This window comes from Paenibacillus sp. FSL R5-192 (genome assembly GCF_000517845.1).
GTDB classification, from domain to species: domain Bacteria; phylum Bacillota; class Bacilli; order Paenibacillales; family Paenibacillaceae; genus Paenibacillus; species Paenibacillus amylolyticus.
On sequence record NZ_ASPR01000049.1, the window covers coordinates 358,059 to 383,535 of the forward strand.

Below are 25,477 nucleotides of genomic sequence, written 5' to 3' on the forward strand. Positions count from 1 at the left end.
CCCTTAATATTGAGTCCAATAGTCAATGTTCCCAGACGATCGTGTATGGTCTACCTTAGGACGTTCTCCCTCACGTTCCCATCCTTCCAAGATCACTATGTTAGCCGTGTTAGACCTGTCTTCCCAATGTATGTATTCCGCAGCCACTAGAGCGTCCAGAGCAGTCAAGACATCTGGCTTATGCTTACCCGTTTTAACAGTCAGCTCATGTACAGTAGGCAACCTCCGTCGACCGCTCTTATAGTTGTACAAGATCCGTAGCACTTTACGCTGATAATCCGTCAACATACCTATGCCCCTTCCCCTGCCGTCTTGATTGGATGCCATGCCAGTAGCCCCGACTCTTTAAATGTGCGTGGCTGGCCAGATAGTAAATCATCTGCTTTGATCAGTCCGGATCGAATGCTTTTGACCTGGATGCGACGTTTCGTGATCTTTCCTGATTGATCCTGATAAATGATTTCCACTAACCAACCTAAGTATTTGACTGGCATGCTCATCCCTCCATAAAACAGAACGTTTGTTTGCTTTTCATCAGTATATGCGAATGCATGTTCGTTATTCAACAGAAAAAAATACCCAGTTAATTGACTAAGTATTATCTGGATTTACCTATAATGGAACAGGAAGAGCATATCACAAATGACAAGAAGCTCGGAGTGAATAGATTGTTTGACTTCAACTAACAAGCTGTTATAAACTAAAATTAAACAAAGATAGTAGGATTAAGATTTTGTAGAAAATGAGATAACAAAGAATAAGTGTCATATTTTTAGATTATTTTCTTCAAAGAGTTAGGAGGTAACCATAGAAAGATACGAATTTCTGCTAAGTAAAGAAGCAGTATCTTATGTTTATTCGTTTCAAAGAAAATTAATTTAAAAAATGAGGTACTTCATGAATAAAGACAATAAAGAAAAAAATGAGATCAAAGAAATTGAAGTTAACACAACGGCAACCCCAGATATTGACTCTCAAAAAGATATGGGGAACGTATCCACAGTTAAAGAAAAGAAATATAAGAATACATTTCGAAATATGCTTAATTTTATAGAAAGACATAATGCAGCTATAACCTTACTCTTTTCTTTAATGTTGATAGTTGTAAGTGTCGCACAATATAGTACATATAACAGACAAGCAAATATAGCATCCAACGCGAATAAATTATCACAATATGAATATAGATTCGAGTTTTATCAAAAGTTAGAAAGTGTTCAACAAACCACTGCTACAGTTATGTTAAACCCCAAACTAGATCATGAAGAATTTTCTGAGTTGAGTTTTAAAATATTATCACTTCTTAGAGAGTCAAAGCTACTTTTTAATAAAGATTTATCTCAGAATATTAATAATATTTTATCGGAACATATAGAATTCTTATCATACCTAAACAATGAAGATATAGATAAAATAGATGATGATGATTATAAAAATGAAATGTTTAAATTGAATACTAACTATACGGATTTTTTAAATAGTGATAGTTTTATAGAATATTTAAATATCAATATAATAGAATAATTGATCTATATTATATACATTTGTAACAAAAAAAGAGCAGCGTGTGTCTTCCCTCGCTGCTCTTTTTTTGCACTTAGCATTTATACTGATTTCGGAAGTATCTTCTATTTATAGTGTGATGTAGGAAGTACAACAAGAGCAGTACCTTTACTATAACTTTCAGCTTCCATGGACAACCTAATACCTTTTCCACTTATATTTGTAACATTAATTTTTACTTGCTCGATTTTTCCCTCCTCTAAAAAGAGAGTTTGAACTTGGTTACCTGTTTCTAAATCTTTCAAAATGATCTTTCCTGATCCATCAAACAGTTTAAGATCAAGAATCATTGTTTGATATTTCCCCTCTGGAAAGTATTCGATATAACCTAAATTATTTATCAATGATACTTCTTTGTTCTTACCTTCGGTATATTTAGAATCCCTTGTTAGTGCAGCATAATTCCCAGTATGATATACCATTTTCTCCTTATCTAATGGTGTTTTCGTAAGCTTTTCTCCAAAACTCATTTTTCCTGATTTTGAATCGACAGTGATATTAGTCTTTGTTGCTTCTTTAGCCAAGCTTACTGGTATGTACGTTTGTCCATTGATTACTACTGGTTGTGTTTTTGACTGAGGGGTCCAGTTGCTACCATTTAGAGCATACTTGAAATTACTAACTGTAGCTTGAACGGTTTTACTTTTGGTTGCTGCATATGCCCCTGTTCCTCCAATCATTAGGAATGCCAGTAATAGTAATCCAGTTTTCTTAAATTTCATTTTTTCCTCCTAAGTACTATTTTAGTTTCGTACTATAACATTATCTCAAAACTTCCCTATATAGTAAATAAGTATTATAATGAAGTAGATAAATACACCTATACGTGGAGGTTGAAATGATTAAAGACCTACTTCTTGCAGAATCAAAACAATATTCCGTACTTCTAGTTTTCAATGATGAATCGAAATACATAGGACAGATTTCAATGTCTGAGGACAAAAAAAGGGTAAAAGTAAAACATCAACACGGAATTGAGTGGGTTCCATTGAATGAAATATCTAGCTGTTCACTCTCTATTCCAATAACTCCGCAATAGAAAGATAGGATGTTAAGGTCACTCTAAAAATTGAGTGGCTTTTTTATTTTAAGCACCTTCTGTCTGCTTACCTTCTATACTGGCTTTGATTTTATCATTTCCTATTCTCAATATAGAAATTACTAAGTTAGTGTTATATCCTAGCAAAAACACAAAAGACTGACTTCCCGAGAAAGAAAGGTTCCCATTTTCAATTGTAAAAACCACTCCTGTCAGTAAGATAGGAATGAAACAGGCCACAAAAAGCCTTGTCTGAATCTCACCGAATTTTATAAGATAATTCGTTACGTAATAAAACATAACTCCCATTACACTGAGAATAAGATATTTCATGTAAACAAACATGTTTCGGTCCAATAGGCTACTTTCTGTATTTCCTGAAACTGAAGGATCAACACTGGCTACAACAATATACAAAAAGGAATAAATTAGTACGAGCATAATAAATCCGTAGTTAGCTACATTGAAAGCATAATTAGACACAAGTTTACCATGTGCATCATTTATTTTTAGTTTATGTTGCTTTAATACTAAATCTAATTCATCTATTTCAAACTTCATTTTTATTAATTTCTTATGATTTTGTGGATCTGTTGAATTTATTTTCAAATAGAGTTTCTGACACCTCTTTATTAGTAAAACACCAATTTCTTCATACTCGTAAGCTGTCTCACTGAATTCCATAACCCGTTTCAATAATTCATCTTTGTTAACCAAATTGCTTATCCTCTCTATTTCATATTTTGAGTCTATATTGTTTTAATCATATCAGACCCTCTTTCTGTTAAGATCTCATAAAATAAGCTATTCCATCTAGAATAAACGTCCTAGTTCTGATAGACTATTTCATGTTGTTAATTATTACTATATCAGGATAAAGGAAAAAGAAAAGGTATTTCAGTGTAATATAAAAGAATGAACAAAGGCTACCACAATACAGTCGCGGTAGCCTTTGTAACAAATTATTAGTATTCACTTACCTCAAACGTTAGAACTCGATCAAATAGAATGTAGTCCTTGCGACTTTTGAATGGACCTTTGTTGTTTTCGTGCTTATCGATTGCGTAAGATGCCTTTCCTACTCCAGCTTGTTTAGTTTCATACCAGTCAATGAAGCTGTTCACCTCTTGCATGCTCAAGTCGAATTCCTTCTCAAGACCGGTAGTCATAGTCACGACAAGAATCGCTCGGTTACCTGATGGCTCTTCTGGTTCAACGACCGGCCCTTGAGGAGTTGCAGATGCCTCATTGGAGTATTCTGATTCAACACCATCAATAACGGCACTCACAACAAAGTAGTACGTAGTCCCATTCGTCAGTCCGGGAATAACGAAATTTCCATATTCATCTTTTGTTGCTGTTACTGTTTCTGTATACTTCCCTGACTCAGTGCCGTATCTTATTGTATAACTTTCAGCAGAAGCAATTTCGTCCCACTTCAAACCTACCTGAGTATTGCCCCCAGTAGCTTGAAGATTAAACTGAATAGGATTGGTAGATTCAGTTATGCCTAAGGTAAGTTCATTAACATGAGCCCATGAAGCTGAACCATCTACTTCTACTTTAATACCATCATATTCACCTGGTGTAATTTCAATCGGGTCTGTTACTGTAACTGATAGATTCACATACCTACTTACCTTGGAACTAACCGCTGCCCATTTTCCATCTTTCAGACCATAAATCGTGTAATAATTATTTGATTTAGGATTAGAATATGCGGCTATCTGAATAAAGCTTAAATTAATTGGCTCAGGAAAAACATATTGAATAGTCCCCTTATAAGTCCCTGCATTCCAGAGAGTATTTAAATTACCATCAATAGAATTCTTTCCATAGTTCGAACTATATGTACCACTTACAGTTATCACTGTATCCTTGTGCGGGGATACTCCCTGCATTCCCTCTACTGTTAAGTACTCTCCTTCATCTGCGAATGCTACATTTAAGCTCAATAAAAACAAAATAAATCCCAACAAACATGTTTTCAATATTTTTCTGCTCATAAATTAATTCCTTTCATTAAAGTTTTAATGCACATATCATAAAATTAATTATTTTCACTGTCTAAACATAAACTTGCTGATCTATAAATATCATCTAATTTATTGCATTTTTATTTTATATTGGATGCTTTTCTCCACAAATTACCCGTTTCTATTCTTACAAATCTGAGTAAAATTACATAGTATAGAGTCTCAAAGGAGGCATTATCATGTGCGGAAGATTTACGATCACTGATCCCTTAGATGCAATAATGGACAGGTACTATGCATCAATAGCTGATGGCTTTGACTACAAGCCTAATTACAATGCCGCACCTATGCAATACATCCCGACGATTATTGGAAGTAAGGCCGGTAATCGATTGGGTTCGCTCCGTTGGGGTCTAGTTCCCGTCTGGGCCAAGGATGACAAGATCGGGAACAAGATGATTAATGCCCGGGCCGAGACGCTGGCTGAGAAGCCTTCCTTTAAACGTCTGATCAGTTCAAAGCGTTGTATCATTCCGACAAATGGATTTTACGAGTGGAAGAAAGAAGAATCGGCAAAGCGTCCAATGCGCATTTTGATGAAGGATGACCGCTTGTTCTCACTTGCTGGCCTGTACGATACCTGGACAGATCCGGATGGAAACAAATTGAGTACGTGCACCATTATTACAACGGAACCAAATAGTCTTATGGAGGATATCCATAATCGTATGCCGGTCATCTTGCGATCTGAGGATGAGGCTGAGTGGCTCGGAAGAGATAATGATGATGTTCAGTCACTACTTGGTCTGCTTAAGCCATATCAAGCTTCAGAAATGCGAGCGTACGAGGTGCCGAAGGAAGTCGGCAATGTGCGGAATAACAATGAGGAATTATTGAAGGAAGTAAATTAGATGTTCGAACTGAAGAGTGATACCCAAGTGGACGTCACTCTTTTTTCGTTGCTGAAACTCAGAAATATATGGAAATAGACCTATAGGTCTGATAGACTAACTGAGTCCAATAGATCTAGATTTATTACATAGTTTTTGGAGGAGTAAATGGATAACTTAAGTGATATTTTCGGAAATGCTATCGGGTTTATAATGATTTTTTTGTTGTTTTACTTATCTTATTTGAGTTTTAAAACAATGGTCATTAATATCAAAGAAAAATTTAAACCAACTAGTAAATTAATGAGTTGTGAATCGTGTAGACGAGAAATATCTACAACAGCTTATTTATGCCCACATTGTGGTTAACATTATGGTAGTTCAAGTGCTTTTAATTCTATACTAGTTTGTTTCTTCAGTGGCTTTTTTCTTTTACTCGGTGGTCTATATTGCCTAAGCCTATTTTTGGAGGAATACGGTTATGATATTTTTATTCTAAAGATGTTTAACTAAGGAGCCGTATAAGGCTCCTATTTTTGTACCCTAAACTCAAACGTATCACGAAAGTATCTCTTTCCCATGATCTTAATGGATACTGTGCTATACGCTTCTATTGGTCCGCCATAGTCAATGATGTGCTCACGATCGTCTATAACATGCCAGACGGATACCCGAACCTGAATTAAGGCTGCCGTGAGGTAATCCATATCTGTTTGTAGTACTCGATATGTATTCATTCTCCCACATCCATACATTTTTACAGAAAATTATACCTAGGTCAGATAGACTAATTTTTGTTGTTAATTATTACTATATCAGGATAAAGGGAAATGAAAAGGTATTTCAGTGTAATATAAAAGAACAAACAAAGGCTACCGCAATACAATTGCGGTAGCCTTTGTAACAAATTATTAGTATTCGCTCACTTCAAACATTAGGACTCGATCAAACAAGATGTAATCTTTACAGCTCTTGAACGGTCCTTTGTTATTATCATGCTTGTCAACTTCATGCTTGTTTTGCTTCGTGTAGTCGATGGAGTTTTCCGCTTCTTTCATACTAAGACCGTCCCAAGTAGGTTATCATAGTTAAACAAACTAAGATTGTTCTATTACTTAGAGGTTACTCTTTTAAATCCCAAGGTTGTTATTTTTGTCTAGGTTCATCTGAATAAATACTTGAGACAATATCGTCAACTTGTAACTTGTACTGGACTAACATATCTTGTAATCTTTGATCAGATAAACTACTCAAGTCTAAACTTTTAAATTCATAAAAAAATTGTTTAACATTTCTTCTAAGAGCACCTAAATGTTTCTCTTGCATTATTTGTACTGATTCATTAAACCCTGCTGCTTTGGCTATATTTTTTGTAGGAATGATCATAATTCTCTTTACAGTTACTTCCCCATAATTTTTAGAGAACCATGCACAAGCATTATTCATTTGTCCAGTCTCATCCTTATAAATTTCAGTTCTTCCTGCGATAACTGAATTCTTACATTCAGCCATTAAATATTTACTATCACTCAATTTCCACAAATTATCTGGCCCTTCTTTCCACTCTTTGTCAGGTCTTTGACTGAGAAAACCTAACATTTTTGCTAACTCATCGAATGCTTGCTCAAACTTATCTGAGTTTACACCAATACTTAACTTATCAAGAGTATCGCTTAGTTCGACGTATAGATCATCATAATTGTCAAATCTATGGACCCATGCTTTGATATTCTCAATACGTTTCAAACTTAGTGGTGGAATTTTAGTAACTTTAACTCCTTCTTTAGGTTTTAGAAGAAATGTATTTTTTTTATGTGCCATAATCTGATATTTTTCTGATTCAATCTTGGAGTGAGGGTGTAAATATCGAGCCATTTCTTGGAAGTACCAACCCTTTTCAGAGTCATCTTTTACATGTTTATCAATTAGATTTTGTATTTCCTGAGCTGCCCCCTGATAATCCCTTTGTAAATACTTAGCATCAGCTTGCTTTTCAATCTTGAAAACCTCAAGCATTTTATTGCTATTTCCCGGATTACCCATTTCACCCATTTCTTCTTTGTAAAACTCTTTCCAAGTTTCATCTCTGTCAATTAATTGATGTACCAAAGCGTTGATAGCTTCACTAGGTTGAGAATCCTCTCCTAAATCTTCTTTTGCAAATTCAGCAACCCGAAGACCTATTTCAATTTGTGTCCTAGTTTGCTCAGAAAAATATTTACGTGAATTTTTAGATCTAATTGCTCTAACAAGTTCAGTACCTGTTACAACAATTAAGCAAAAGTCTCTTTCTCCACGTACCCCTCGTCCAAAACCTTGTTCGATCGTTTGAGCTAAACGCGTTGAAACCTCTTCACTTGCTGGTCGACACTCTTCAATATAACGATCGTACAACGACTCAAAGTGAGGTCTAGAGTCAAAGACGAGTACTCTGCAAACGTTATCTGGTAAATCAATACCATCATACCTATTCACAATTACGAGTGTATTGGAATAGTTTTTATCTTTGAGATTCTGAATTTCTACTTCCAAAGTAGCTTTATTAGCTATGGTAGCCCCGTAGCTCTCCCAATCTTTCGTTGAATTAAAGCTAGGAGACAATGCTACAATCCCGTATTTCCTTGCTTTATCTGGTTTAGCAAACATATTAACAATCTCAGATCGTTCCAAATTAGAATCAATTAAAGTTGGAATCAGAATCATCTTTTCCCCAGACCATCCTTCATCTTCTAAAGCCAATGGCTTATTAACAGCTTCAGAAGAAACTCCTAAACCCTTAATAAAGAATGAATCGTCTGTTATGGTTGCTGACATAAATATTCTATGTTCAGCCTTGCTGTATGTTCCGAATAGATGAAGAGGATTAACATAAGGAATTATTTCTAAACTCGCCCCAGATATATAGCATTGGCAGTCACGAATGATATCTTTAATTAATGGCCATGGGAATCTTATCTCTTTTACTGCGCTATATTTTGAAAGAATCTCTGCTACTTCAGTATGTTTATCCTGCCAGTCCCAATAAGGAACTGCAAGAAGGGCATCATAATTTTTCCTCTTTATGTCAGCAAATGTACCTACTCCTTGACTTTGTAATGAAGGAGTAAATAACTCAAATAACTCTGCATAAGCATTGCTTCCTTGTTTAAGGTTAATTCTAAAAGCACTTTTTATAGCTTCTATGCAGGCATGAGCATCATCCATCAAAATCGTTGAACAAGATATGGATCTACTACCTATACCAAACTTTGTCTCACCATTAAACAATTTTTGAACTGATGTTATTAAGATTTTTTTACCGTCAATAAATTCATCTGGCACTTCTGTTCCCACAGTGCAGTACCGAATACCAAAACTTGAAGCTTGCTTACATGTTTGTTCAACTAGTTGATTATTATGACAAAGGTACAAGGCTGGCCCCTTATCTTGGTTTAGTTTGGATTGCAGCATCAGTAAACCGGTAATGGTTTTCCCTTGGCCAGTATGCAACTTCAGAATTATATCTTTTTTCTCTGAATAATCTTTCATCCATTTGTTTAATATTTTTATTTGAACTGGTCTCAAAGGACCTTTATCACTTTCCCTATCTAGACCCTCATAAATTTCAATTGGATTCGTTTTCTTTTCAATTTTTTTACTTGTTAGTCGCTTTCCAAAATCAACCATAGATAAAGCCTCCATTTTGTATATAGTTCAAAAGTATTAATGGTAATATTATACTATACAAAATAGTAAATCAATAACAAAGGGTTTCACATTTTATCACTTGACAAATAGCTTACCTAATTTTTATTTTCTATAGAAATATTTTTATGAAAATAGTTTCATATTGTCATTATGCTAGAAATGTCCTTTTCACAGATACTTCCCGACTATATAGTCTAAACGTAGTGAGACCTATCACAGTAAATATAATTGACTAAAGCTTGACATATCCCTTCTTCTACAGAATAACCGATCTTTAGACTCGATCCATTATTCTCTCTCATCCATACATTTTTATAGAAAATTATACCTAGGTCTGATAGACTATTCACATTGTTAATTATTACTATATCAGGAGGAAGAAGATTGAAAAAGCCTATTTATAAAAAATGGTGGTTTTGGTTGTTAATCGTTCTACTAGTTGCCGCTATTGGTAGCATGGGAGATAAAACTGAACCAGAAGCTAGTCAAACTGCTATAAGTAACGATCAAGGTGATAAAGGGGATGTGAATGAGTTGATAGAACGCGATGAAGAAAAGGAACTTACTATTCTAGATCAAGAAGCTGTGTTGACCTATACAGCAAATATTAGAGGACGTACCTTTGTAAAAGAAGTATTAGTCGGAGATCACAACATAAATGTAGAGTTCTATGATACATATGAAAACTACATCTCTGCCAATCCTCAATCAAGTGTTTCAGAAGAAGATTATACTAATTACTTCAGTACCGGTGATGAAATCAATAAGATCCTTATGGAAGAATCTTCGCGGCTCTTGAAGCAATTCACCTCTGCCGATACTATTAATATTGCCGTTCCTTTCGATGGAAAGACATACTCTGTCGATTTGGATAAATCCGTTGCAGAAACCTATTTCGATGTAAATTTCACCACTTTAAATTCAGATCCTGAATCTTGGAAATCACAATTAAGTAGTAAGTATTTTAATAAAAATGAACGTCAAAAGTTTGTGGATGAGTTTGTAAAAGTACAATAATACTTAAAAGAAGAGGATGACTTGTGTTGCGTAAAGTAATTTCACTGTTATGTTCCTTATCAATCATATTCAGTCTACTAGCGTCTACAATGGATGCTGCTGAAATCAATCCAAAGAAACTGTTGGAAAAGAAATACCCCAGAGAACGCGTTACCGTCAGTAAGTCCATTGATCTGAACGGCGATAACAAAAAGGAACACTTATTGATCACCGACTCAAACAACTTTTATTTCATAAACTCTAAAGGTGTAATAGTACTTATAGATACGAATTACTACAACGAAGAAGATCCTACCTTCCATATAATTAATATCTCTCCAAAAGAAAAACATGTTGCTATAACGTTAGACTACCCACCTTCAAACACTGAACTATTTGTTTTTAAGTACCAGGATGGTACGCTTAAAAAGAAACTCTCCATTATCGGTGATGTAAGTATTCAAATATCAAAATCAGGTGAGATCAGACAAGCGTGGAAGAATTATTTCCCTGAAGGAGGATGGGATACTTCGGTAGCCTATTACAAGTGGAATAGTAAGAAAGATAAATATGTAGGTTCTGGTGAATTATCACGTTAAAAATTTAATCGCTCATTTCTAAAAACTCTGTTTGCGATAATACGCAAACAGAGTTTTTCATTGCTTATCTTTTTTTCATTTTCCTTAGTTGGTATCTGTTACTTCGTTGAAGCTTTTAACTAGTTCGAATTCTTCGATCTCTAATCTTAATAAATGATTATTTGAGGAGAAAACCAAGAATCCTTCTAAATTAATCGGTTTATCAATTAATAGTTGTAGATCGTTCAGATCAATCCCTTTTGTAAAGATACATTTAACTTCTTCATGGATGTTGTCTTCGTATTTCAATGGTCTAATAGTTATGGTCTTTTCATCAAGATCTAGAGCGCGTATCATCCCTTTTCCTTTAATAAACTCTTTATCCGGAATCAGTTTTTTAGCACGACTAGACAACAATTTTCTTGTTTCTTTATTAGTACGAATTATTTTTTTTGGAAATTGTAGATGTTCAATTTCAAATGATATTGCCTCAATATTCGATTGTGAACTTGGAAGTAAATCTTTAGCAAAATGAATTACTTTTAAGATGTCTTTTCGATCATAACTTTCAGATAATTTCTCAAAAGTGTCTTCATCTTCTGCAGATGCTATCGCAGCTAAAACAAGATTTATTGAGTCGTTAAAAACCTCTTCACGTTTAGCTCCTCGTTTAAGGATCTCCCAATTGTCAGGCTCGGAATCATGTTCTTCAGAAAAATTAAATTTAATCTGCTCATCATTCACAATACTTAGTTCATGACGTTTAAGTCCTAATTTTAGGCTGCCACTTGCTGTAGCGGCAAGATCAAAGGTACCATCAATCTCAAGCATTTCCTCGGTGAAATTTTTCATTCTGGAGACAACGCTAGCTGCAAATTTATTGGCGTTGTTCAATTTATTTAGGAATGACCCAATTACTCCAATTGGGCCTTTTCCTCCATGAAATTCTTCTCCTTCTATTCTAACCCAAAGATCAATATCATCATCAAGAACTAATCCATGTCCAGTTTCATGAACTAAAGACTCACTTAGTTGTTTCTTTAAGGATTTCACCATGAAGGAAGCAGAGGGCTCATAGAAACTTAACAACTCAGGTTGGTCAGCATATTCCTTCTGAATACGTTCCAAATTATCTTTAGCAAGATTAAGCTTTTTAACCTGTTCTGAAATGTCGAATTTCTCCATCATACTTCACCCCCATCTAAGTACACTTTTAGTATACCCTTGGCAGAAGGGACTATTACCCATTCAGGGTCCCTTTCTTCATCCCGTTCTCTCAATTTTCCATTTTGTCCACCAGTACGAAAAAAATCCGCCCATAGATCAAGTGTATATTCATTGTCAGCCAAGAGCAAATGAGCGCCAAAAAGATTCCTTAATGCTAATTGATTTTCGGGATTCATAAAAAGCTGAATACCTGCTTTATCATGATCATCAATCGTTCTCATGGCTTCTAGCACAGTTTCAGGCGGAATTAACGCAGCAAAATCCACATCTCCTGGTTCTAATCTACCCGTAACAAAACTGCCGTCAATCAATATAGCCGAAGGTTTAAGCCCCAAACCAATAAGGCGATTTAGCATCTGTTTGAATAACTTCCATTGCTCAATCCTTTTTGAAGAAAACAAGAACCTCTGTTCTATTTCTTCAATTGTACACTCGTGAACACCATCAGGCAAATGATAATTATCAAAAAAGTCAGGTATACTCATCATTAAACAAGCCTTTCTTTTAGATCATTGTGAATTATCCGATTATCCATTCCACAATTTTCCTAGAGAAACACTATTCTGTCAACAATAATATGTCAATTAGACTTAAGTCCTCTTTCTTTGCGATAACTAATAGTTAAGTATCTCCAAAAGTCATAACTTCCATTTCTATCCGATATATATCCCTTATAGTATCCATAAGCTTCCTCTGCCCATTTAGGACATTCCATGTTCTCCTTAGCCTTCTGAGCCGCAATCCACTTGGCCTGAGATTCAACAGTAGTCTTTAGTTCCTCTAACTGCTTCATTACTTCTAATGTCACGGGCTTGTCCTCCTGCACAATTTTATCTGGTGAGTTAAACAGGTTAAGCTCAGCCTGTCTGCGGCGTACCAGTCCAGCCAATACTATCCCACTGGACTTGTTGTACTTGGTGATGTTTTGACCGATCTGGGCCACGGTACGGCCGTTACACAACGTTTTGAGATTACCAGCACCACAGTTGTAGCAGAAGCTCACCAATGCATCAAATTGATTCTTTGTGAGCTGATCAAGTACTGGCACGTAAGCCTTGTTATTGACGAAAGCCTCATACTTAGCCAAGTCCTCTACAAGCATTGCATCAGCTTGAGCTTGCGTGATCGTCTGGCCTTGTTTGACATCAGAGCCGTAATGCCCCCAGCCGATCGTCCAATAATTCTCGGACTGAACAGGCTTGTATGCCGTAAGTTTACAACCCTCAAATGATTTAATCAGTTCAATTCCTGCTTGAGATATTTTACGTTGCGTCATCTGTGCCAGCTCCTTTCCTGGATTCGGCCCGTTCCATCTTTTTATCCAGTTCAGACTTTACCCAGTTGATCAACCAGTTAAAGACCGGTAGTGGAATCCATTGGCCCCATCCTGCCCTAATGGAGTTAGCTACCATGCTTTGAATTACGTGATAAAGAGTACCGAGAGACAAGGCTCCAAAGATCAGACCAGGCATTTTAAACACCACATCTAACAGATGCCCACCGGCTGGAAGTAATAAAACGAAAAATGTTCTCCAGATCCCCTGCAACCCGTACCGACTACCATAAGAATTATCCAACTTAGCCGCACTAACACCTGACATCCAATCAAGGATTACAAAAAATAATACGGCCGTCATAAAGCCAATTACCGCTTCATCACGTCCGTAAAAATATTCGAAAACTGGGACTACCACCGCCCCTACCGAAGCAAAAAATGTTTTCCATTTATCCAATGTGCTCTCCTCATTTCTGCTAAGGAAAATTATCCTGAGCTAATTACTTGTTCAACGGTTTCTTTTTGTTCTTTAATCTCAACCGCTGCCAGTGCATTCCCGATCTCCAAATCTAAAGCTGTCAGAATCTCTTTTTGATTAAGTGGATGCGAGCTAAGAACCGCAGAGATTACCTGTGTCAATTCTTCTACGGGTTTATTCAAATCCATTTCAACTTGGAGTGTATGTGTCATCTTTGCCAAGACCTTTCCTCCTCTCTATACGAAAATAAGCCCCTTCCAGTTAAGAAATAGGGCTTTCTATATATTCATCTTATTTGATTATTAATGCTTTTGTACTACGGATAAAAAAGGTTAGTTGATAATTCATAATGTTAATTAATCCGGACAATAAGTAATTTTAAAATCATCAATACGTGAAGTAATGAAAGGGCTGTGTTCTCATGAATTCGAGAATCATCTAGCAGGCCATGCGAAATTTCATTTCTCAAATTTAATCCAGCTTTTTCATTAAGAATGAACTTCAAATGAAAAATAATATCTTCATCCAAATACTGATCTAAAGTAGAAAGAACTCTTGTAAGAGTAACACTTTCGAACCCGTTCTCTTTATTTTGTTCGTAAATTGAATGATCGCAAAGAAACAATAATTGTCGAAGTCCATTCTCAATTAGAGGAGTTGAGATATAACACATTGAATAGTAATCTTTGGTATAAAATGCTCTAATAGCTGCTTGAAGTGTTTTTTCTTGATTTCTAAACAATACTTCACTATATATTAATTCTTTAAAATTCTCATCTGACAGTGTATGTGTACTTATAAGGTTTTTTATACTTATACTAAAAAATATAGAAAAATATTGCCAGCTAATTTTATTGTCGTGATACAACTTATCATCTTCTGTTATTACTTTTTTCGTAGTTACGCCGTCTTTATTAATAATCACAGTCTCGGAAATTTTATTCAAAAAAAACTCTTCGGTACTTTCTTTGAATTTTCTTTTAGAAGAAATGAAATGTTTTGTAATTTTAAAAAAGTGTCTATCCGGCAATTCATCTGACAGGAAATTTATTATTGCTTGCTCCTTTTCAGGTGTAATCTCAACTTTTTGTTCTATTCTAAACATGAACCTATTTATGTCTCCTCCATAAGAATGATAATTTATTGTCGCGCGCTCTTTGTGTGTTAAAAATTGATACTTATGGCATAATTCAATTAGGTTTTTAAAACGATTCTGATTTTCAAATGGACGATCGCTTTTAATATGAGCATTCTTTTCTAATAACTCTAACAATTTCTCTTGTTCAGGTTTACAGTCTTTGTAATAATCTAAAAGTAATTCTGTTCCGTGTTTCAAGGCATAATAGTCTTTTTTATCTAATTTTTGTATTCTAGATTCAATTTTCTTAATAATAGAGCCTTGTTGTTCTGTGGTTAGTGTCACTGTTTTTTCAGCTGCTACAAGATTGCTATATGAAAAACCCCATAAACCAATTTTATCGTTTTCTTCAATTGAATTTTCTATATCAATCATCAACTGAATTAATTCTGCCTCTTGAGGACTTTTTATTTGTTTTGTTAAATTCCATGCTCTAAATAGAAAATTGATTAAGTATACTATTAATCGTCTATTATTATCTCTTAATAATATATGTTTTTTCGCTAGCCATATGTAATCTTTTATAGCCAGTTCACATTTATCTCGGACATTTCCAGTAGTTATTATTGATTTATCATAAAATCTCTTATAGCTCCAGATGAGATCATTATATTTAGATCGAACAAATTCATTTTCTGTAGCCAGTGCTCTAGATTCAATATATGTAATACAATCATTCATATTTTCAAAAGGCGGAGAAAATAGTTTAATTTCCCCATCTCTCTCAAAAGTTTGATTGAGGGCAAACTTTTCATATTTATAATTAGGATCATCAATATATTCGCTGAAGTTGTAAAATAGTTTTGTTTGCTCCAAACCATCAATGTATCTTGAGAGCATTTTTTTGACACCTCACTTTAACTCTAGTTATTTGTTCCTTTACAAAGTATAAAAGGGTTGAAGCATTACTTAGCAGTAAGTAATGCTTCATCAATTAGTACTAATTCCTTCTCATATTTTTCAATGTCCTCTTTATACTGCGCAAGTTGTTTTTCTTTTGCAACAACTGCATCATTCGCACCGAAAGTTTTGAGCTCTTCGATATCAGCTTGGATTTTATTTTTACCTTCAATTGTTGGATTTAATATGTTGGCTAAAATACTTGCTTTAAGTTGTTCTAAACTACTTTTTGTATCTCCAATGTACTTGTTATTGACATTCGCTTTTGTATCGATCACTACATTTTGATCAGTACTAGAAACTGACGTTATATTAATTGTCTTACCTTCCACTGATACATCAGCCCCTAATGCTTCAGACAAGGCGCGAGCCGGAACGTTGGCTTTAGAGTCAATTACAGCTCCCTTGTCAGATAATTTTTTTCCATCAACGATAATTATATATTCTCCTGTAACCTTTTTCCCAACAAGCGATTTGACCTGATCCGCAAACGCCCCTGCAGTTGTCGAAAAAACTATTCCTATAATGATACCACCAGCGATATACGCGACTTTATGAGCGAACCTCTTCATCATTTTACCTCCGTATTGGTGCAATTTACCTATTATGATACATTACGGTGTTGATGTTGGGAAGGTACCGCCCCAATTTGTAGCATTAGAAAGTCCGTGGTTATGAGTTGGCAAGGTTACACTGTGACTATGATTATTGAACAAGCGAGTGAGATTATCTATATCTGATTGCAAATTTGTTAATCTCTGTCTCAATCCGCTTACATCATCTATAGTTAGTGTCAATCCACTAGTCTGTCCACTAAAAATCACACGACCATATAGCCTTATGGGATTGCCCGTATTATTTGAACCAAGAAACAGGTTGTTACTGAAAATAGTCAATTGTCCGCTTGAATCATAAGAATTAATTTCTCCTACTGACGACCCGTTAGCGTCTCTCCAAATAATCGCTGCTGCTGTAGCATCCTCAGTAGTAGCTATCTGAATCCGTGTACGTCCTCCTGCATCATAAGAGCGCAATCCTTGCGAATCCAGTTCTACACGTCTTCCTGTTTGGGCAGTACGAATTAAGACACCAGTAATTGTACCACCATTGATATTAGTTCCTGTTACAGTGGAAGCAGTAATTGATCCAGAGAAGTTGGCTCCTACAGCAGACATAATTCCACCTGAAGTAACTGTAAACATCCCATTGCCTACGTTTATTGAGGAACCAACGATGGCTCCATTTTTAAAGTTGGAGTACTCAATGTTTGCGTAATTCGCAGTTAAACTATTCGCTATCAAGTCACCTTTCATGTTTAGTCTGAAAGGTGCGCTATTGAACGAGGTAGCTCCCGCTGCAATGCCCTTAGTGTTTATTTGTACAATGTCCTCACCATTACCGATCAACATGGAGACAAAGTTACCGAGTTGTCCTATAACTTGTTCTGCTACAACACCCCGCGCTGTGATTGCTGCTCTTATTGACTTCCAACCATCAGTGGATATCCCAATTCCTTTAGAAGTCAATCTGACTTGTTCTAAGGGATTGTTTTTCTCTTGAGCCAATATCCCACCTTCTGGTGGATAGATCAGCTCGGTTTTGCTGTTGTTGATGTCAATGACCGCTTGCTTAGCAAATGATTCAAAGACATCGGTTCGGATCTTCCCGTTTGAAAATAGGTTGTTGGTGATATTCTTATTTCGCTCCAGGTCACTGATAATATCATCGTAATCTCTTAAATTGATATTGGAGATCGTCGGTTCAGCATGCTTGTCTAAACTGTATGGATACTCTGTCAGTTCAGTGATACGGGCTTTGAGCCGGTTCATACCCATATCCGGATCGATACACATGACATCATCACCTAAATGAGGTTTCGGTTCTGTGTGGTCGATTTTAAATAAGTCTGCCGTGGATATGGTTGCCTCCAGAGAAACAACCTCCTGCTCAAGCAGAGCCTTACGTGTAGCCTTCAGCAAGTCCTCTGCTTCCTCAATATCCTGCTCGATGATCTCCCCGTCATAAAATGGAACCGAATCACTCGCCCAGTACTGTGCAAAGGGAGATATGAGATAATTGACCGCCAGCTTTCCATTCACAATTGTTCCTGGTACGCTCGACAATAGGCTTCTTTCCAGATCCGTCAGCAAGGAAGCATCCATACCGATGAATGTCCGGCCATCCTTCATTTGAGCAAACATCCGTGTAACAAGAGATTCACCTTTATCTTTGAATGAGCTGGATACGATGTTCTTTTTAAGCCGGTACTGCAATCCGTGGTCTGATCCTATTCTCTTCTTGAGGTTAATCACGAAATTATCAGGCTCAACCTCACATTCATACATATCGACGATCTTATTCAGAGCTTCAAGACATGTCCCCCGCCCAAAATCCTTAACGTCATGTAGATCAAACGTATCGTGGATAACGAATGTAAATCTCCCGCCTGTAGCTTTTGTAATTAACTCCGTTAGTTCGTTGAGATGTACGCCATAGGCTTCATCAATATATGACGAGTACGGAAACTTGAAATCATTCAGTTTGAACATAATGTGATTGCAATAGATTGAAGCCATGAGCTTACGACCTTCACGGGATCGGCTTCTTGACTGAATGACATAAAATTGGCCACGCTCATCTTGAACGTGGCCTTTGATTGCTATTTTTTCGCGGTAATCCTCTGAGGTCATTGGGACCATAAATGTTATCTCGTAGTCACTGTTAATACGTCTTCTTCGTTGTATATCTGAACTATCAATCAACGTACCTACACGCCGGATGTTCTTGTCGAATACTTTCATTGTTGGATTAGGCATATCACACCTCAATTAATACAGAAATTTGTCTCTATGTGTAACACGGATCAGTACGTTTCTACCTGTTTCAGGGTCTGTCCATGTAAGATTGTTTTCTCCAAGGTTTAAGTCAAAGAAATCACCTTCAAGTAGGTGTGAAGCGTTCACGCCATTTTGAGTAATCTTAAATGTGTTGGCATCAATGATAATTTGATCACCTGGTTTAAATGGTCCCGTGAATTCCAAAAATTCAACATGGTACCGACTACCTTTGGCGACTGCTCCAAAACCAACATTCATAATCGCCCGTTTGGTAATCTCACGAACAAAATCAGCTTTAGCTCCGGCAGTCACATCCATAACGGCCGCAAATGAGATTTCACGGACAAAATCTCCTACCACTCCCACACTGACATCCATAACCGCCGAACCCGTCATTTCCATCGTTGCAGCAGCTACAGCAGATCCTGATATGTCAGCAACTGCCCGGCCAAAGACGAATACGGATATTTGGCGGTTAAAGGCCATGCGATTAAAAGCCCCTCTATTAAACATGACCTTCACCCCTTTTAAAAACAAAAGCCCCCTGACCACTCCAGAGGGCACAAGATAATATTTAGTTAAATCCTCGGATTCAAAATCAAATTGACTCTTCAAAAACAAGAATGCTTGTCATTAATTTAATGTAACCTATCCAGCAATAGTAATTTGATGACTGAACCCAAGTATAAATTTGGAGCTCGTCTCCTTTTTTTATCTCAATATCTTCTGTGTATGTTGCTGTTTTCATTGAGCTACTTACTCTCGTTATACCAGTAGCTTTCCCGTTTACATAAATCCTAGCATATACTTCTTGTCCATCCCTTTCCGAATTTAGATTAAAACTAACTCGAAAAGTACCTCCGACCCCGAGTTTCACTCCATAAAGTTTGATCGGAGTTGTATTTGCACCCCTTACTCTATTGTTATTGTAAGCAAATGAAATTACATCACCTGGATTTACACCATCTGAGAACGTCCCAACTACACCGAAAATATTAATTCCGTTACGTATATTGGGCGGTGCTAAGTCCGTATCTCCCAAAACCGTAATCGGAGAACTATAATATCCAGCAAGTTTAGTCTGATTCTCTGCATCAGGTGTTACTATGCCACCTGAGCCGTTATTTGGCATTGAACCAGTGCGATTATTGCCGGTTGAATTTGAGAATGTTGCTCCTGATAATACTTGAGCTGCAGAAGCCGTTCCTGTCGCCCGAATTACTTCAGCCGTTTTTGAAATGAGTTGAGGCCAAGTTTCACTTGTGGAAGCCGATACTCCTATGGAGTTAAGCGCGGCAACCACTTCCGCTTTCCGCTCAACTCCAGCTTGAAAAGCCATTCCTACCGCTTTCTCTGTGGCAGCGATGTCTTCTCTATCACCATTTGTTTTGCTTGATAACTGCACTTTACCTTTCTGTATTAGTGATGCGTCCGGAATGTCCATCTCGTTAACTAATTGGCGGAGCTCTTCCACATCTTCTCGTGTTGCAATACCCTCATCAATCTTCTCAAAAATGGCATTAATACCTGCTCGGCTTACACTCTCATTCCCCAAAGGAAGGGGAAGTTTTAAACGTTTCGTTTCAATTGGCATGATTAATTCCTCCATTTTGTTGTTATTAGGTCTATACGATTTAGCTCATAAGTTGTTAAACAGTCTGCAAAAAGACGTAAAAATAGCGCTCCAATTTCGGGACGCATTCTAGTGAGCACTACCCTGTTGAATCAACTCTTCTTTTCCTTGTTGCAAAAGATATGCATCGATTCCATCTTTTAAATCTGGCCGCCTTTCACATACATACTCGTATGTGTAGGCTCCTTCAATGATTCGCAATCCCATGTATGCACCCATTACAAACCGCCTCCCATAATCAGATCGTCCATTGCGTTTTTCATAATGCTTTGTTGGTTTTGTAACCTTTGTACCTGATCCTGTAATGTCTCAGGGCGACTGTAATTAAAGAACAACTCCTGTGTGTTCAATTTGACATACAGGGTTGGTTGCATCCCGGGTACATCATCAATCTGTGGTATGCTCTGATCCGTGATGAAAGTGTTGGGAATGGATACCTGGTTGACTATATTTTGTTCAATGCTAAGTACCAAGGCATTGGGCGATACTCCATCATGCGTTATTCTCTTCACCGTAAATCCTCCTTAGTATCCAATGATGAGCGTCCCAGAGGGTGCCCGAAATCTTGACATGCTACCATTTGTATTGCTTGAAATTGTGCTTGTTGTTGCCATGCATAGTGTCAAGCCTTCTAAAGAACCGCTAGATATAGAGTCGACTCTGGTTGATGGTGATGTCATGTCACCGTAGCTGCTGTATTTGTATGTGATTGTTTTTGCTTGCACGTCGATGTACAAGTCATTGAGGTACCTCGTGGTTGTGTAAGTAGCTGACGGGTAATCGACCCCGGTGTACCACCATAGTTCACATTTGGATACCCATTTTCCTGATGTGTCCTTGACACAAAGATGTAGTTTTGTAGTCACTTTAGTATTGACAATCGCTGTTGACGATAAAGACAAACTACTTGTTGCCTTTATTAAGGTTTTACCAGAGTCGTTCACCTTCATAAGCTCTTGGAAGACGGGGTTATCATTTGTATAGGGACCCATATAGGTAACATCTAGCATGTTGGGTAGTTCTTTGAATTCGGTTGGTTTAAAACTACCCGACACGTCATAAATCGTCTTACCAACTAGAATGTTTCCAGAAACCAAATTCGGCTCACCTGGTACGATGATGTCACCCCCGTAAATCCCCGCAGGATTCGTTTTGGTAATCACCCCTGGTGTAATTGTCAATATGTCTGTTGTGCGTTCTGGTAGCGTGCCTACAATATCAATTTTTTCCGTATTTGAAAAACTTTTCCCTGCCCTTACATCTGATGGTTCAGCATCACCAACCGCTCTTAATATATCTGCCGTCTTGGTGATGAGCGAGTCCCATGATTCACTTGTGGATGCCGGTACGCCTATGGAGTTAAGCGCGGCAACCACTTCCGCTTTACGTTCAACCCCATACTGAAAAGCCGCAGCTACTGCCGACTCCGTAGCAGCTACATCATCCCTGCTACCTGTTGTAGACTTCGAAAGCATGACAATTCCCTGTTCTGTTAAAGATGCAGGAGGTATCACGATATCGCTCAGTCGTTGGTCAAGATCAGCAATGTTTTCTCGAAATGTATCATGGTCATGCGCAGTGAAGAATCTTGCTAGCTTTGTTCCTGCTGCCCATGAAACTGCCCCACTCTCAAACCCTCTGGTTACTCCCGTAATCTCGTTGTCAGTTTTCCCTGTATAAAGTACCGTTTCGGCTGATTCATCCGTTCCCAGCGTTAGTAGGTTCGGCGCAGGAGGTAAAACAGAACCATCAAGTACCGTGAAGCTTGTTTGAGTATCGTCAATGGCTTCAGCCAACTCGGTCTGCCTGCTGTTGACCGCAGCCGGATACATGGTTTCTAGCATCGTTATACCTCCTTAGTTCAACCGGATCTCCACTTGCCCAGTTAAAAATTTAAAAATGTCATTGTTCAAAATACTCCGTGGTGTTTCGAGCGTCCCGAAATAATAAAGGTTACCGCCTGTAACAGCGTCCCGCAGTCCAAAGTGTGTAACTGTGCCCCAATTGGCTGTCGCTACTGCAAAAGCTATATCTGCTGCAGATTTAATGGCCATCTTTTGCATATTACTTATGACTACACCCGTAACTGGGTGAAACTCTTGGACAGTAATCTGAGTCGGATCAGCAAAGGTAAGTACTTGTCTGGCGTAACCTCCACCGGACACTTCTTGTCCCGTATCGTTCCAGGTTGGATCGGAATTATAAAGAGCGACATATAGCCTGTCTGGGAATGTGAATTTCTCACCTCTTGCTGATACATTAAGTTGTTTGGTCGCTAAAAACTTACTGATATTCATCAGATCACCCCTCTAATAAATATTCATTCTGAATCTTGAACTTTTGAATTGTTGTGGAACCTGTGTTGGTTAAAACAATCACTGGACTTGCGCGTTCATCACCCAAAGAAATTACTTTGATCTTTTCTGGAGAATGAGTAATAGTTTCTTCCAGCATGTTTTCATCGCTTTCCGGAAAAGGATGTTCGCCCATTTTGATTGGAATTGTCAGTTCCCCATCGAATAGAATCTTTTCAATATCAAGAGTACCGGCATATCTTCCGATGTATCTTCTGCCTGGTAAATCGTCGAATGTAAATACGATATCCCCTTTTTTAGCATTAAAAAGAGCCGCCACTTGGGCGACTCTTCTATGGTAGTCAAAGGTGGGATCATCAGCCATGACGATACACTCCAAATTAATTACTCTCGGACCGTAGGTGCTTCCAAAGTCGATTTCTCCGTCACGCCCTGCAATCTCAACACTGTAGTCCCTCGTTGGCGGCAACACTGGTATGTTATGTTTCTTCAACCCAAGCCCGATTGATCGGAAAGACTTTCCATCCGCTGTTGCATCAATCATCAGCCTTTACCTCCCCTTGCCTGCATCCTCCGCATCAAATTATCACGTTCACTCCAGAAGACTTTCGCAGCCGATTCGTCCGCGATATAAGTATCTCCTGATTTAATTACGAATTGATTGCTGGTTCTCTCCGGATTTACTCCATTTGAAGCTTGAGGAACTGAGAATTCAGGCATTGTGAAGTCTAGTCTGTGCATTCGTAGATTCAAGAGATTGAACAATGAGTCCTGTTGGCGGTCATTAAGGATAGCCTCTCCAGCGTGCGCAATAACTGGTACAGCCGCACCGCGAGGACCTTTGACTACTCCCCCTTCACTAAAATGCTGGAGTTTACCTGTATCTTTATCGATTCCATATTTCTTACGAATGGCATCGTTTTGTTCTTGAAGGAGTCGCATGGTTTCAGCATCGCCACGAGCTTTAGCTGCACCCCAAGCATCCTTGTTAGCGTTATATGTGTACAGATCAATTTCCTTTTGATATGAAGAGTCCTTCGAAGCGGTTCCTGGAGCCAAAGCTCCCCCAGAGACATCAGTAACTCCAAGTGAAGCACTTGCCGCAGCAATCTGATCAAGACGGCTCTGGTACTCCAAAACAAATGCATCAAGCATTCCGAGGATCGTTTCGTTCTTCTCGCTCTCCTTCAGTACCTGAATATTTTTCAGGTTTTCAGCAGATAGTTCAGTATTTGAAGAAAATTCATCAAAGGCTGCTGACAGATTATCGTAATGTGATTTAGCATCTTGGATTTTATCGTCAAAATCTTTTTCGCGAGTTGTTTTTTCCTCTTGCAATGCCGTTTTCTGATCCTCAAGCGCTTGTTTCGCAAGCTTGCGTCCGTGTTCACGATCCATATCCTCGATATCCTTCTGAACCTGTTTCCGCTCTTCAATACCTTCTGGTCCAACAGCAGACTGAAGTTTTTCCAGACGTGCTACTTTCTCCGCACGCAATCTCTCATAGTCATCCTGATCGTTACTTCGCTCCATGGCTTGAATCAGATCATCAATGGCTTTGATTTTGGCCTCTTGAGCCGAGGTGAAAGCATCCTTCTCTGCCTGGATACGTTTAATCTCCTCATCTCTCGCATTGTCCAGTAGCTTTTTCTGCTTGGTTACCGATTCGGATACGGCTTTGGTCATTTCATCCATGAGTTTTTTCTTTAGATCATAGACCTTTTCATCGGCATCCATCCGTTGATCGCTTCCTACCAGGTAAGAAGCTTGAAGTTTCATATACTCGGCAAGTTCTTGTTCGGTAGTCATTTCACCGATCGCCTTCAAGTGATTAATTCGTTTCTCAGCAGCAGAATAGTACTCCTTATCCAGATCATTACGTTGCTTATATATTTTCTGTTCTAGATCCCAGATCTGTTCAGAGGACATAGTCTTATCAGCTTGCATCTTCAGAAACTCTTGAAGCTCCCACTTCATGATGTCTACTTTTTGAGCACCGGACATTTCCATCTTCGTAGCTTCTTTGGTAATCCACTTTTCCGAATACTCGTACCTAGACGAAATCAGTTTTTTTGAAGTGTCTTGATACATCTTCTCCGCTTCTGCTCGTTGTTCTGCCTTTAATGTCGTATCATTGCGCATACGATTGTAAGCTTCAGCTTGCATTTGGTTAATCTCGACTTGGGATTTACCTTGTCGCTCCATTTCGTCCGTCTGCTTCTCAATCCAGCTAGTCGAATTTTTAAATTTAAGATCCGTAACCTTGTTCGTCAGGTCATACACTTGTTTAGCAGATTCAACGCGCTGTTCCTCAGTTAAGGCAGTATTTTTGAGTTGTCCCTGATAAAACTGAAGCTGCGTCTTGGTCATTTCCATATCAGAACGTCCCTGCTGACGCATCCGTTCAACACGAACTTCCATATTGGCCTGTGCGGTATCAAATTGGTCGCTGGCATACTGATCCTTCATGTCTTCTTTCTCGGACTGCACATCCCCGATTTTCTCAGTCAGGCTTCGCCGCTTATTAGTCAACTCATCTGATTTCAGCCCGGATTGTTCGATCATCTGACGCTGCTCCTGCATCAGTTTCTGTATTTCTGTTTTAAGTTTTAATTGAAGCTCATATTCGGCTTTGTACTCTTGGGAGTCTTTCTTCATGTTCTTCTGCCGTGCTTCGGATTGTTTTAAAGACAACTCTTTGTCAGAGATTTTCATATCTTTGATTCCGAGTTTACTCTCCAGTTCTGAAACATCAATATTATAAAGTTCATCACTAATCCGAAGCAGTTCGCTATCAGCGGTATTTTTTGCATCCTTCAATTGCTTCTGTGTAGGTTGTGTTGTACTGGACTTTTGTGGAGAATAATCAGCCAATACTTTATCTACATACCCTACATCTCCGTATCCGTCACCAGCATAAACTTTGTCATACTTAGCAGAGTAA

General features: G+C 37.8%; 26 protein-coding genes and 2 pseudogenes. 4 read left to right on the forward strand and 24 right to left on the reverse strand.

What is annotated here, in order from left to right; all coding sequences use genetic code 11:
• Nucleotides 1–3 precede the first annotated feature (3 nt).
• Both C161_RS26840 and C161_RS26845 read right to left on the reverse strand, forming a co-directional pair.
• Nucleotides 4–327: a hypothetical protein gene (locus C161_RS26840; protein ID WP_235193945.1), complete on the reverse strand. Its 324-nt coding sequence runs from the start codon at nucleotides 325–327 to the stop codon at nucleotides 4–6.
• Nucleotides 291–494 (reverse strand): hypothetical protein, encoded by a 204-nt coding sequence (locus C161_RS26845; protein WP_036673886.1) that lies wholly within the window; start codon nucleotides 492–494, stop codon nucleotides 291–293. Before C161_RS26845 ends, C161_RS26840 begins: the two co-directional genes overlap by 37 nt.
• Before the next feature lie 403 nt (nucleotides 495–897).
• Here C161_RS26845 and C161_RS26850 point away from each other — a divergent pair, with 403 nt between their 5' ends.
• Nucleotides 898–1,524, forward strand: a complete 627-nt coding sequence (locus C161_RS26850) for a hypothetical protein (protein ID WP_036673887.1) — start codon at nucleotides 898–900, stop codon at nucleotides 1,522–1,524.
• Nucleotides 1,525–1,628: 104 nt separating this feature from the next.
• On the opposite strand, the gene C161_RS26855 is transcribed toward C161_RS26850, so the two are convergent.
• The 3 genes from C161_RS26855 to C161_RS26870 form a co-directional block, all read right to left on the reverse strand.
• Complete coding sequence (locus C161_RS26855; protein WP_036673888.1) at nucleotides 1,629–2,285, reverse strand: stalk domain-containing protein; 657 nt, start codon at nucleotides 2,283–2,285, stop codon at nucleotides 1,629–1,631.
• Nucleotides 2,286–2,650: 365 nt separating this feature from the next.
• Entirely contained in the window at nucleotides 2,651–3,319 is a 669-nt protein-coding gene (locus C161_RS26865) for a hypothetical protein (RefSeq protein WP_036673891.1), read from the reverse strand.
• Between the two features lie 248 nt (nucleotides 3,320–3,567).
• On the reverse strand, nucleotides 3,568–4,608 hold the full coding sequence (locus tag C161_RS26870; RefSeq protein WP_036673893.1) for a fibronectin type III domain-containing protein: 1,041 nt from the start codon (nucleotides 4,606–4,608) through the stop codon (nucleotides 3,568–3,570).
• Nucleotides 4,609–4,817: 209 nt separating this feature from the next.
• Here C161_RS26870 and C161_RS26875 point away from each other — a divergent pair, with 209 nt between their 5' ends.
• A complete protein-coding gene (locus C161_RS26875) occupies nucleotides 4,818–5,489 on the forward strand; it encodes an SOS response-associated peptidase (protein WP_036673896.1) in 672 nt (223 codons plus the stop codon).
• 509 nt (nucleotides 5,490–5,998) lie between these two features.
• On the opposite strand, the gene C161_RS26880 is transcribed toward C161_RS26875, so the two are convergent.
• The 3 genes and pseudogenes from C161_RS26880 to C161_RS26890 all read right to left on the reverse strand — a co-directional run bounded on the left by C161_RS26880 (nucleotide 5,999) and on the right by C161_RS26890 (nucleotide 9,134).
• Complete coding sequence (locus tag C161_RS26880) at nucleotides 5,999–6,205, reverse strand: hypothetical protein (RefSeq protein ID WP_036673898.1); 207 nt, start codon at nucleotides 6,203–6,205, stop codon at nucleotides 5,999–6,001.
• 174 nt (nucleotides 6,206–6,379) lie between these two features.
• A pseudogene (locus tag C161_RS33520) lies at nucleotides 6,380–6,472 on the reverse strand (galactose oxidase); the annotation flags it as partial.
• Nucleotides 6,473–6,614: 142 nt separating this feature from the next.
• The gene (locus C161_RS26890; RefSeq protein ID WP_036673901.1) at nucleotides 6,615–9,134 is read right to left on the reverse strand and encodes a DEAD/DEAH box helicase family protein; all 2,520 of its coding nucleotides are present in this window, start codon (nucleotides 9,132–9,134) and stop codon (nucleotides 6,615–6,617) included.
• Nucleotides 9,135–9,539: 405 nt separating this feature from the next.
• Between C161_RS26890 and C161_RS26895 the strand changes: the two genes are divergently transcribed.
• Both C161_RS26895 and C161_RS26900 read left to right on the forward strand, forming a co-directional pair.
• On the forward strand, nucleotides 9,540–10,172 hold the full coding sequence (locus tag C161_RS26895; protein ID WP_036673902.1) for a hypothetical protein: 633 nt from the start codon (nucleotides 9,540–9,542) through the stop codon (nucleotides 10,170–10,172).
• Nucleotides 10,173–10,198: 26 nt separating this feature from the next.
• Nucleotides 10,199–10,750 (forward strand): hypothetical protein, encoded by a 552-nt coding sequence (locus C161_RS26900; protein WP_156946173.1) that lies wholly within the window; start codon nucleotides 10,199–10,201, stop codon nucleotides 10,748–10,750.
• Between the two features lie 84 nt (nucleotides 10,751–10,834).
• On the opposite strand, the gene C161_RS26905 is transcribed toward C161_RS26900, so the two are convergent.
• The 16 genes and pseudogenes from C161_RS26905 to C161_RS32625 form a co-directional block, all read right to left on the reverse strand.
• Complete coding sequence (locus tag C161_RS26905; RefSeq protein WP_036673906.1) at nucleotides 10,835–11,917, reverse strand: hypothetical protein; 1,083 nt, start codon at nucleotides 11,915–11,917, stop codon at nucleotides 10,835–10,837.
• Nucleotides 11,914–12,444, reverse strand: coding sequence for a DUF6932 family protein (locus tag C161_RS31735; protein WP_051449968.1), 531 nt, complete (start codon nucleotides 12,442–12,444; stop codon nucleotides 11,914–11,916). The genes C161_RS26905 and C161_RS31735 overlap by 4 nt, the downstream gene beginning before the upstream one ends.
• Before the next feature lie 92 nt (nucleotides 12,445–12,536).
• Entirely contained in the window at nucleotides 12,537–13,232 is a 696-nt protein-coding gene (locus C161_RS32830; protein WP_051449969.1) for a lysozyme, read from the reverse strand.
• A complete protein-coding gene (locus tag C161_RS26920) occupies nucleotides 13,219–13,689 on the reverse strand; it encodes a phage holin family protein (RefSeq protein WP_036673908.1) in 471 nt (156 codons plus the stop codon). The genes C161_RS32830 and C161_RS26920 overlap by 14 nt, the downstream gene beginning before the upstream one ends.
• 29 nt (nucleotides 13,690–13,718) lie before the next feature.
• Complete coding sequence (locus tag C161_RS26925; protein ID WP_235193952.1) at nucleotides 13,719–13,922, reverse strand: hypothetical protein; 204 nt, start codon at nucleotides 13,920–13,922, stop codon at nucleotides 13,719–13,721.
• Nucleotides 13,923–14,062: 140 nt separating this feature from the next.
• A complete protein-coding gene (locus C161_RS26930) occupies nucleotides 14,063–15,688 on the reverse strand; it encodes a DUF4209 domain-containing protein (protein WP_036673912.1) in 1,626 nt (541 codons plus the stop codon).
• A gap of 65 nt (nucleotides 15,689–15,753) precedes the next feature.
• Complete coding sequence (locus tag C161_RS26935) at nucleotides 15,754–16,323, reverse strand: hypothetical protein (RefSeq protein ID WP_036673914.1); 570 nt, start codon at nucleotides 16,321–16,323, stop codon at nucleotides 15,754–15,756.
• Between the two features lie 39 nt (nucleotides 16,324–16,362).
• The gene (locus C161_RS26940; protein WP_036673916.1) at nucleotides 16,363–18,564 is read right to left on the reverse strand and encodes a phage tail spike protein; all 2,202 of its coding nucleotides are present in this window, start codon (nucleotides 18,562–18,564) and stop codon (nucleotides 16,363–16,365) included.
• Nucleotides 18,565–18,576: 12 nt separating this feature from the next.
• Nucleotides 18,577–19,098, reverse strand: a complete 522-nt coding sequence (locus tag C161_RS26945) for a phage distal tail protein (RefSeq protein WP_036673918.1) — start codon at nucleotides 19,096–19,098, stop codon at nucleotides 18,577–18,579.
• 85 nt (nucleotides 19,099–19,183) lie between these two features.
• Complete coding sequence (locus C161_RS26950; RefSeq protein WP_036673920.1) at nucleotides 19,184–20,179, reverse strand: tail fiber protein; 996 nt, start codon at nucleotides 20,177–20,179, stop codon at nucleotides 19,184–19,186.
• 108 nt (nucleotides 20,180–20,287) lie between these two features.
• Nucleotides 20,288–20,437, reverse strand: a complete 150-nt coding sequence (locus tag C161_RS32835; RefSeq protein WP_200869438.1) for a hypothetical protein — start codon at nucleotides 20,435–20,437, stop codon at nucleotides 20,288–20,290.
• Nucleotides 20,437–20,730 carry a hypothetical protein gene (locus tag C161_RS26955; protein WP_036673921.1) on the reverse strand — a complete coding sequence of 98 codons (294 nt, stop codon included), beginning with the start codon at nucleotides 20,728–20,730 and terminating at the stop codon, nucleotides 20,437–20,439. The genes C161_RS32835 and C161_RS26955 overlap by 1 nt, the downstream gene beginning before the upstream one ends.
• 12 nt (nucleotides 20,731–20,742) lie before the next feature.
• On the reverse strand, nucleotides 20,743–22,062 hold the full coding sequence (locus C161_RS31745; protein WP_051449971.1) for a tail fiber protein: 1,320 nt from the start codon (nucleotides 22,060–22,062) through the stop codon (nucleotides 20,743–20,745).
• A 12-nt stretch (nucleotides 22,063–22,074) separates the two neighbouring features.
• A complete protein-coding gene (locus C161_RS26965; protein ID WP_036673923.1) occupies nucleotides 22,075–22,515 on the reverse strand; it encodes a phage tail fiber protein in 441 nt (146 codons plus the stop codon).
• A gap of 4 nt (nucleotides 22,516–22,519) precedes the next feature.
• A complete protein-coding gene (locus C161_RS26970) occupies nucleotides 22,520–23,077 on the reverse strand; it encodes a phage tail domain-containing protein (RefSeq protein ID WP_036673924.1) in 558 nt (185 codons plus the stop codon).
• A pseudogene (locus C161_RS32625) lies at nucleotides 23,077–25,477 on the reverse strand (transglycosylase); the annotation flags it as partial. The gene C161_RS26970 and the pseudogene C161_RS32625, both read right to left, overlap by 1 nt.

Coding starts and splice junctions, on each gene's coding strand:
- C161_RS26935 (WP_036673914.1), bottom strand. CDS start 16,323: ATGATGAAGAGGTTCGCTCATAAAGTCGCGTATATCGCTGGTGGTATC.
- C161_RS26940 (WP_036673916.1), bottom strand. CDS start 18,564: ATGCCTAATCCAACAATGAAAGTATTCGACAAGAACATCCGGCGTGTA.
- C161_RS26950 (WP_036673920.1), bottom strand. CDS start 20,179: ATGCCAATTGAAACGAAACGTTTAAAACTTCCCCTTCCTTTGGGGAAT.
- C161_RS26875 (WP_036673896.1), top strand. CDS start 4,818: ATGTGCGGAAGATTTACGATCACTGATCCCTTAGATGCAATAATGGAC.
- C161_RS26945 (WP_036673918.1), bottom strand. CDS start 19,098: ATGTTTAATAGAGGGGCTTTTAATCGCATGGCCTTTAACCGCCAAATA.
- C161_RS26845 (WP_036673886.1), bottom strand. CDS start 494: ATGCCAGTCAAATACTTAGGTTGGTTAGTGGAAATCATTTATCAGGAT.
- C161_RS32835 (WP_200869438.1), bottom strand. CDS start 20,437: ATGGGTGCATACATGGGATTGCGAATCATTGAAGGAGCCTACACATAC.
- C161_RS31745 (WP_051449971.1), bottom strand. CDS start 22,062: ATGCTAGAAACCATGTATCCGGCTGCGGTCAACAGCAGGCAGACCGAG.
- C161_RS32830 (WP_051449969.1), bottom strand. CDS start 13,232: ATGACGCAACGTAAAATATCTCAAGCAGGAATTGAACTGATTAAATCA.
- C161_RS26930 (WP_036673912.1), bottom strand. CDS start 15,688: ATGCTCTCAAGATACATTGATGGTTTGGAGCAAACAAAACTATTTTAC.
- C161_RS26965 (WP_036673923.1), bottom strand. CDS start 22,515: ATGAATATCAGTAAGTTTTTAGCGACCAAACAACTTAATGTATCAGCA.
- C161_RS26970 (WP_036673924.1), bottom strand. CDS start 23,077: ATGATTGATGCAACAGCGGATGGAAAGTCTTTCCGATCAATCGGGCTT.
- C161_RS26880 (WP_036673898.1), bottom strand. CDS start 6,205: ATGAATACATATCGAGTACTACAAACAGATATGGATTACCTCACGGCA.
- C161_RS26840 (WP_235193945.1), bottom strand. CDS start 327: ATGGCATCCAATCAAGACGGCAGGGGAAGGGGCATAGGTATGTTGACG.
- C161_RS31735 (WP_051449968.1), bottom strand. CDS start 12,444: ATGATGAGTATACCTGACTTTTTTGATAATTATCATTTGCCTGATGGT.
- C161_RS26855 (WP_036673888.1), bottom strand. CDS start 2,285: ATGAAATTTAAGAAAACTGGATTACTATTACTGGCATTCCTAATGATT.
- C161_RS26850 (WP_036673887.1), top strand. CDS start 898: ATGAATAAAGACAATAAAGAAAAAAATGAGATCAAAGAAATTGAAGTT.
- C161_RS26925 (WP_235193952.1), bottom strand. CDS start 13,922: ATGACACATACACTCCAAGTTGAAATGGATTTGAATAAACCCGTAGAA.
- C161_RS26890 (WP_036673901.1), bottom strand. CDS start 9,134: ATGGTTGATTTTGGAAAGCGACTAACAAGTAAAAAAATTGAAAAGAAA.
- C161_RS26870 (WP_036673893.1), bottom strand. CDS start 4,608: ATGAGCAGAAAAATATTGAAAACATGTTTGTTGGGATTTATTTTGTTT.
- C161_RS26905 (WP_036673906.1), bottom strand. CDS start 11,917: ATGATGGAGAAATTCGACATTTCAGAACAGGTTAAAAAGCTTAATCTT.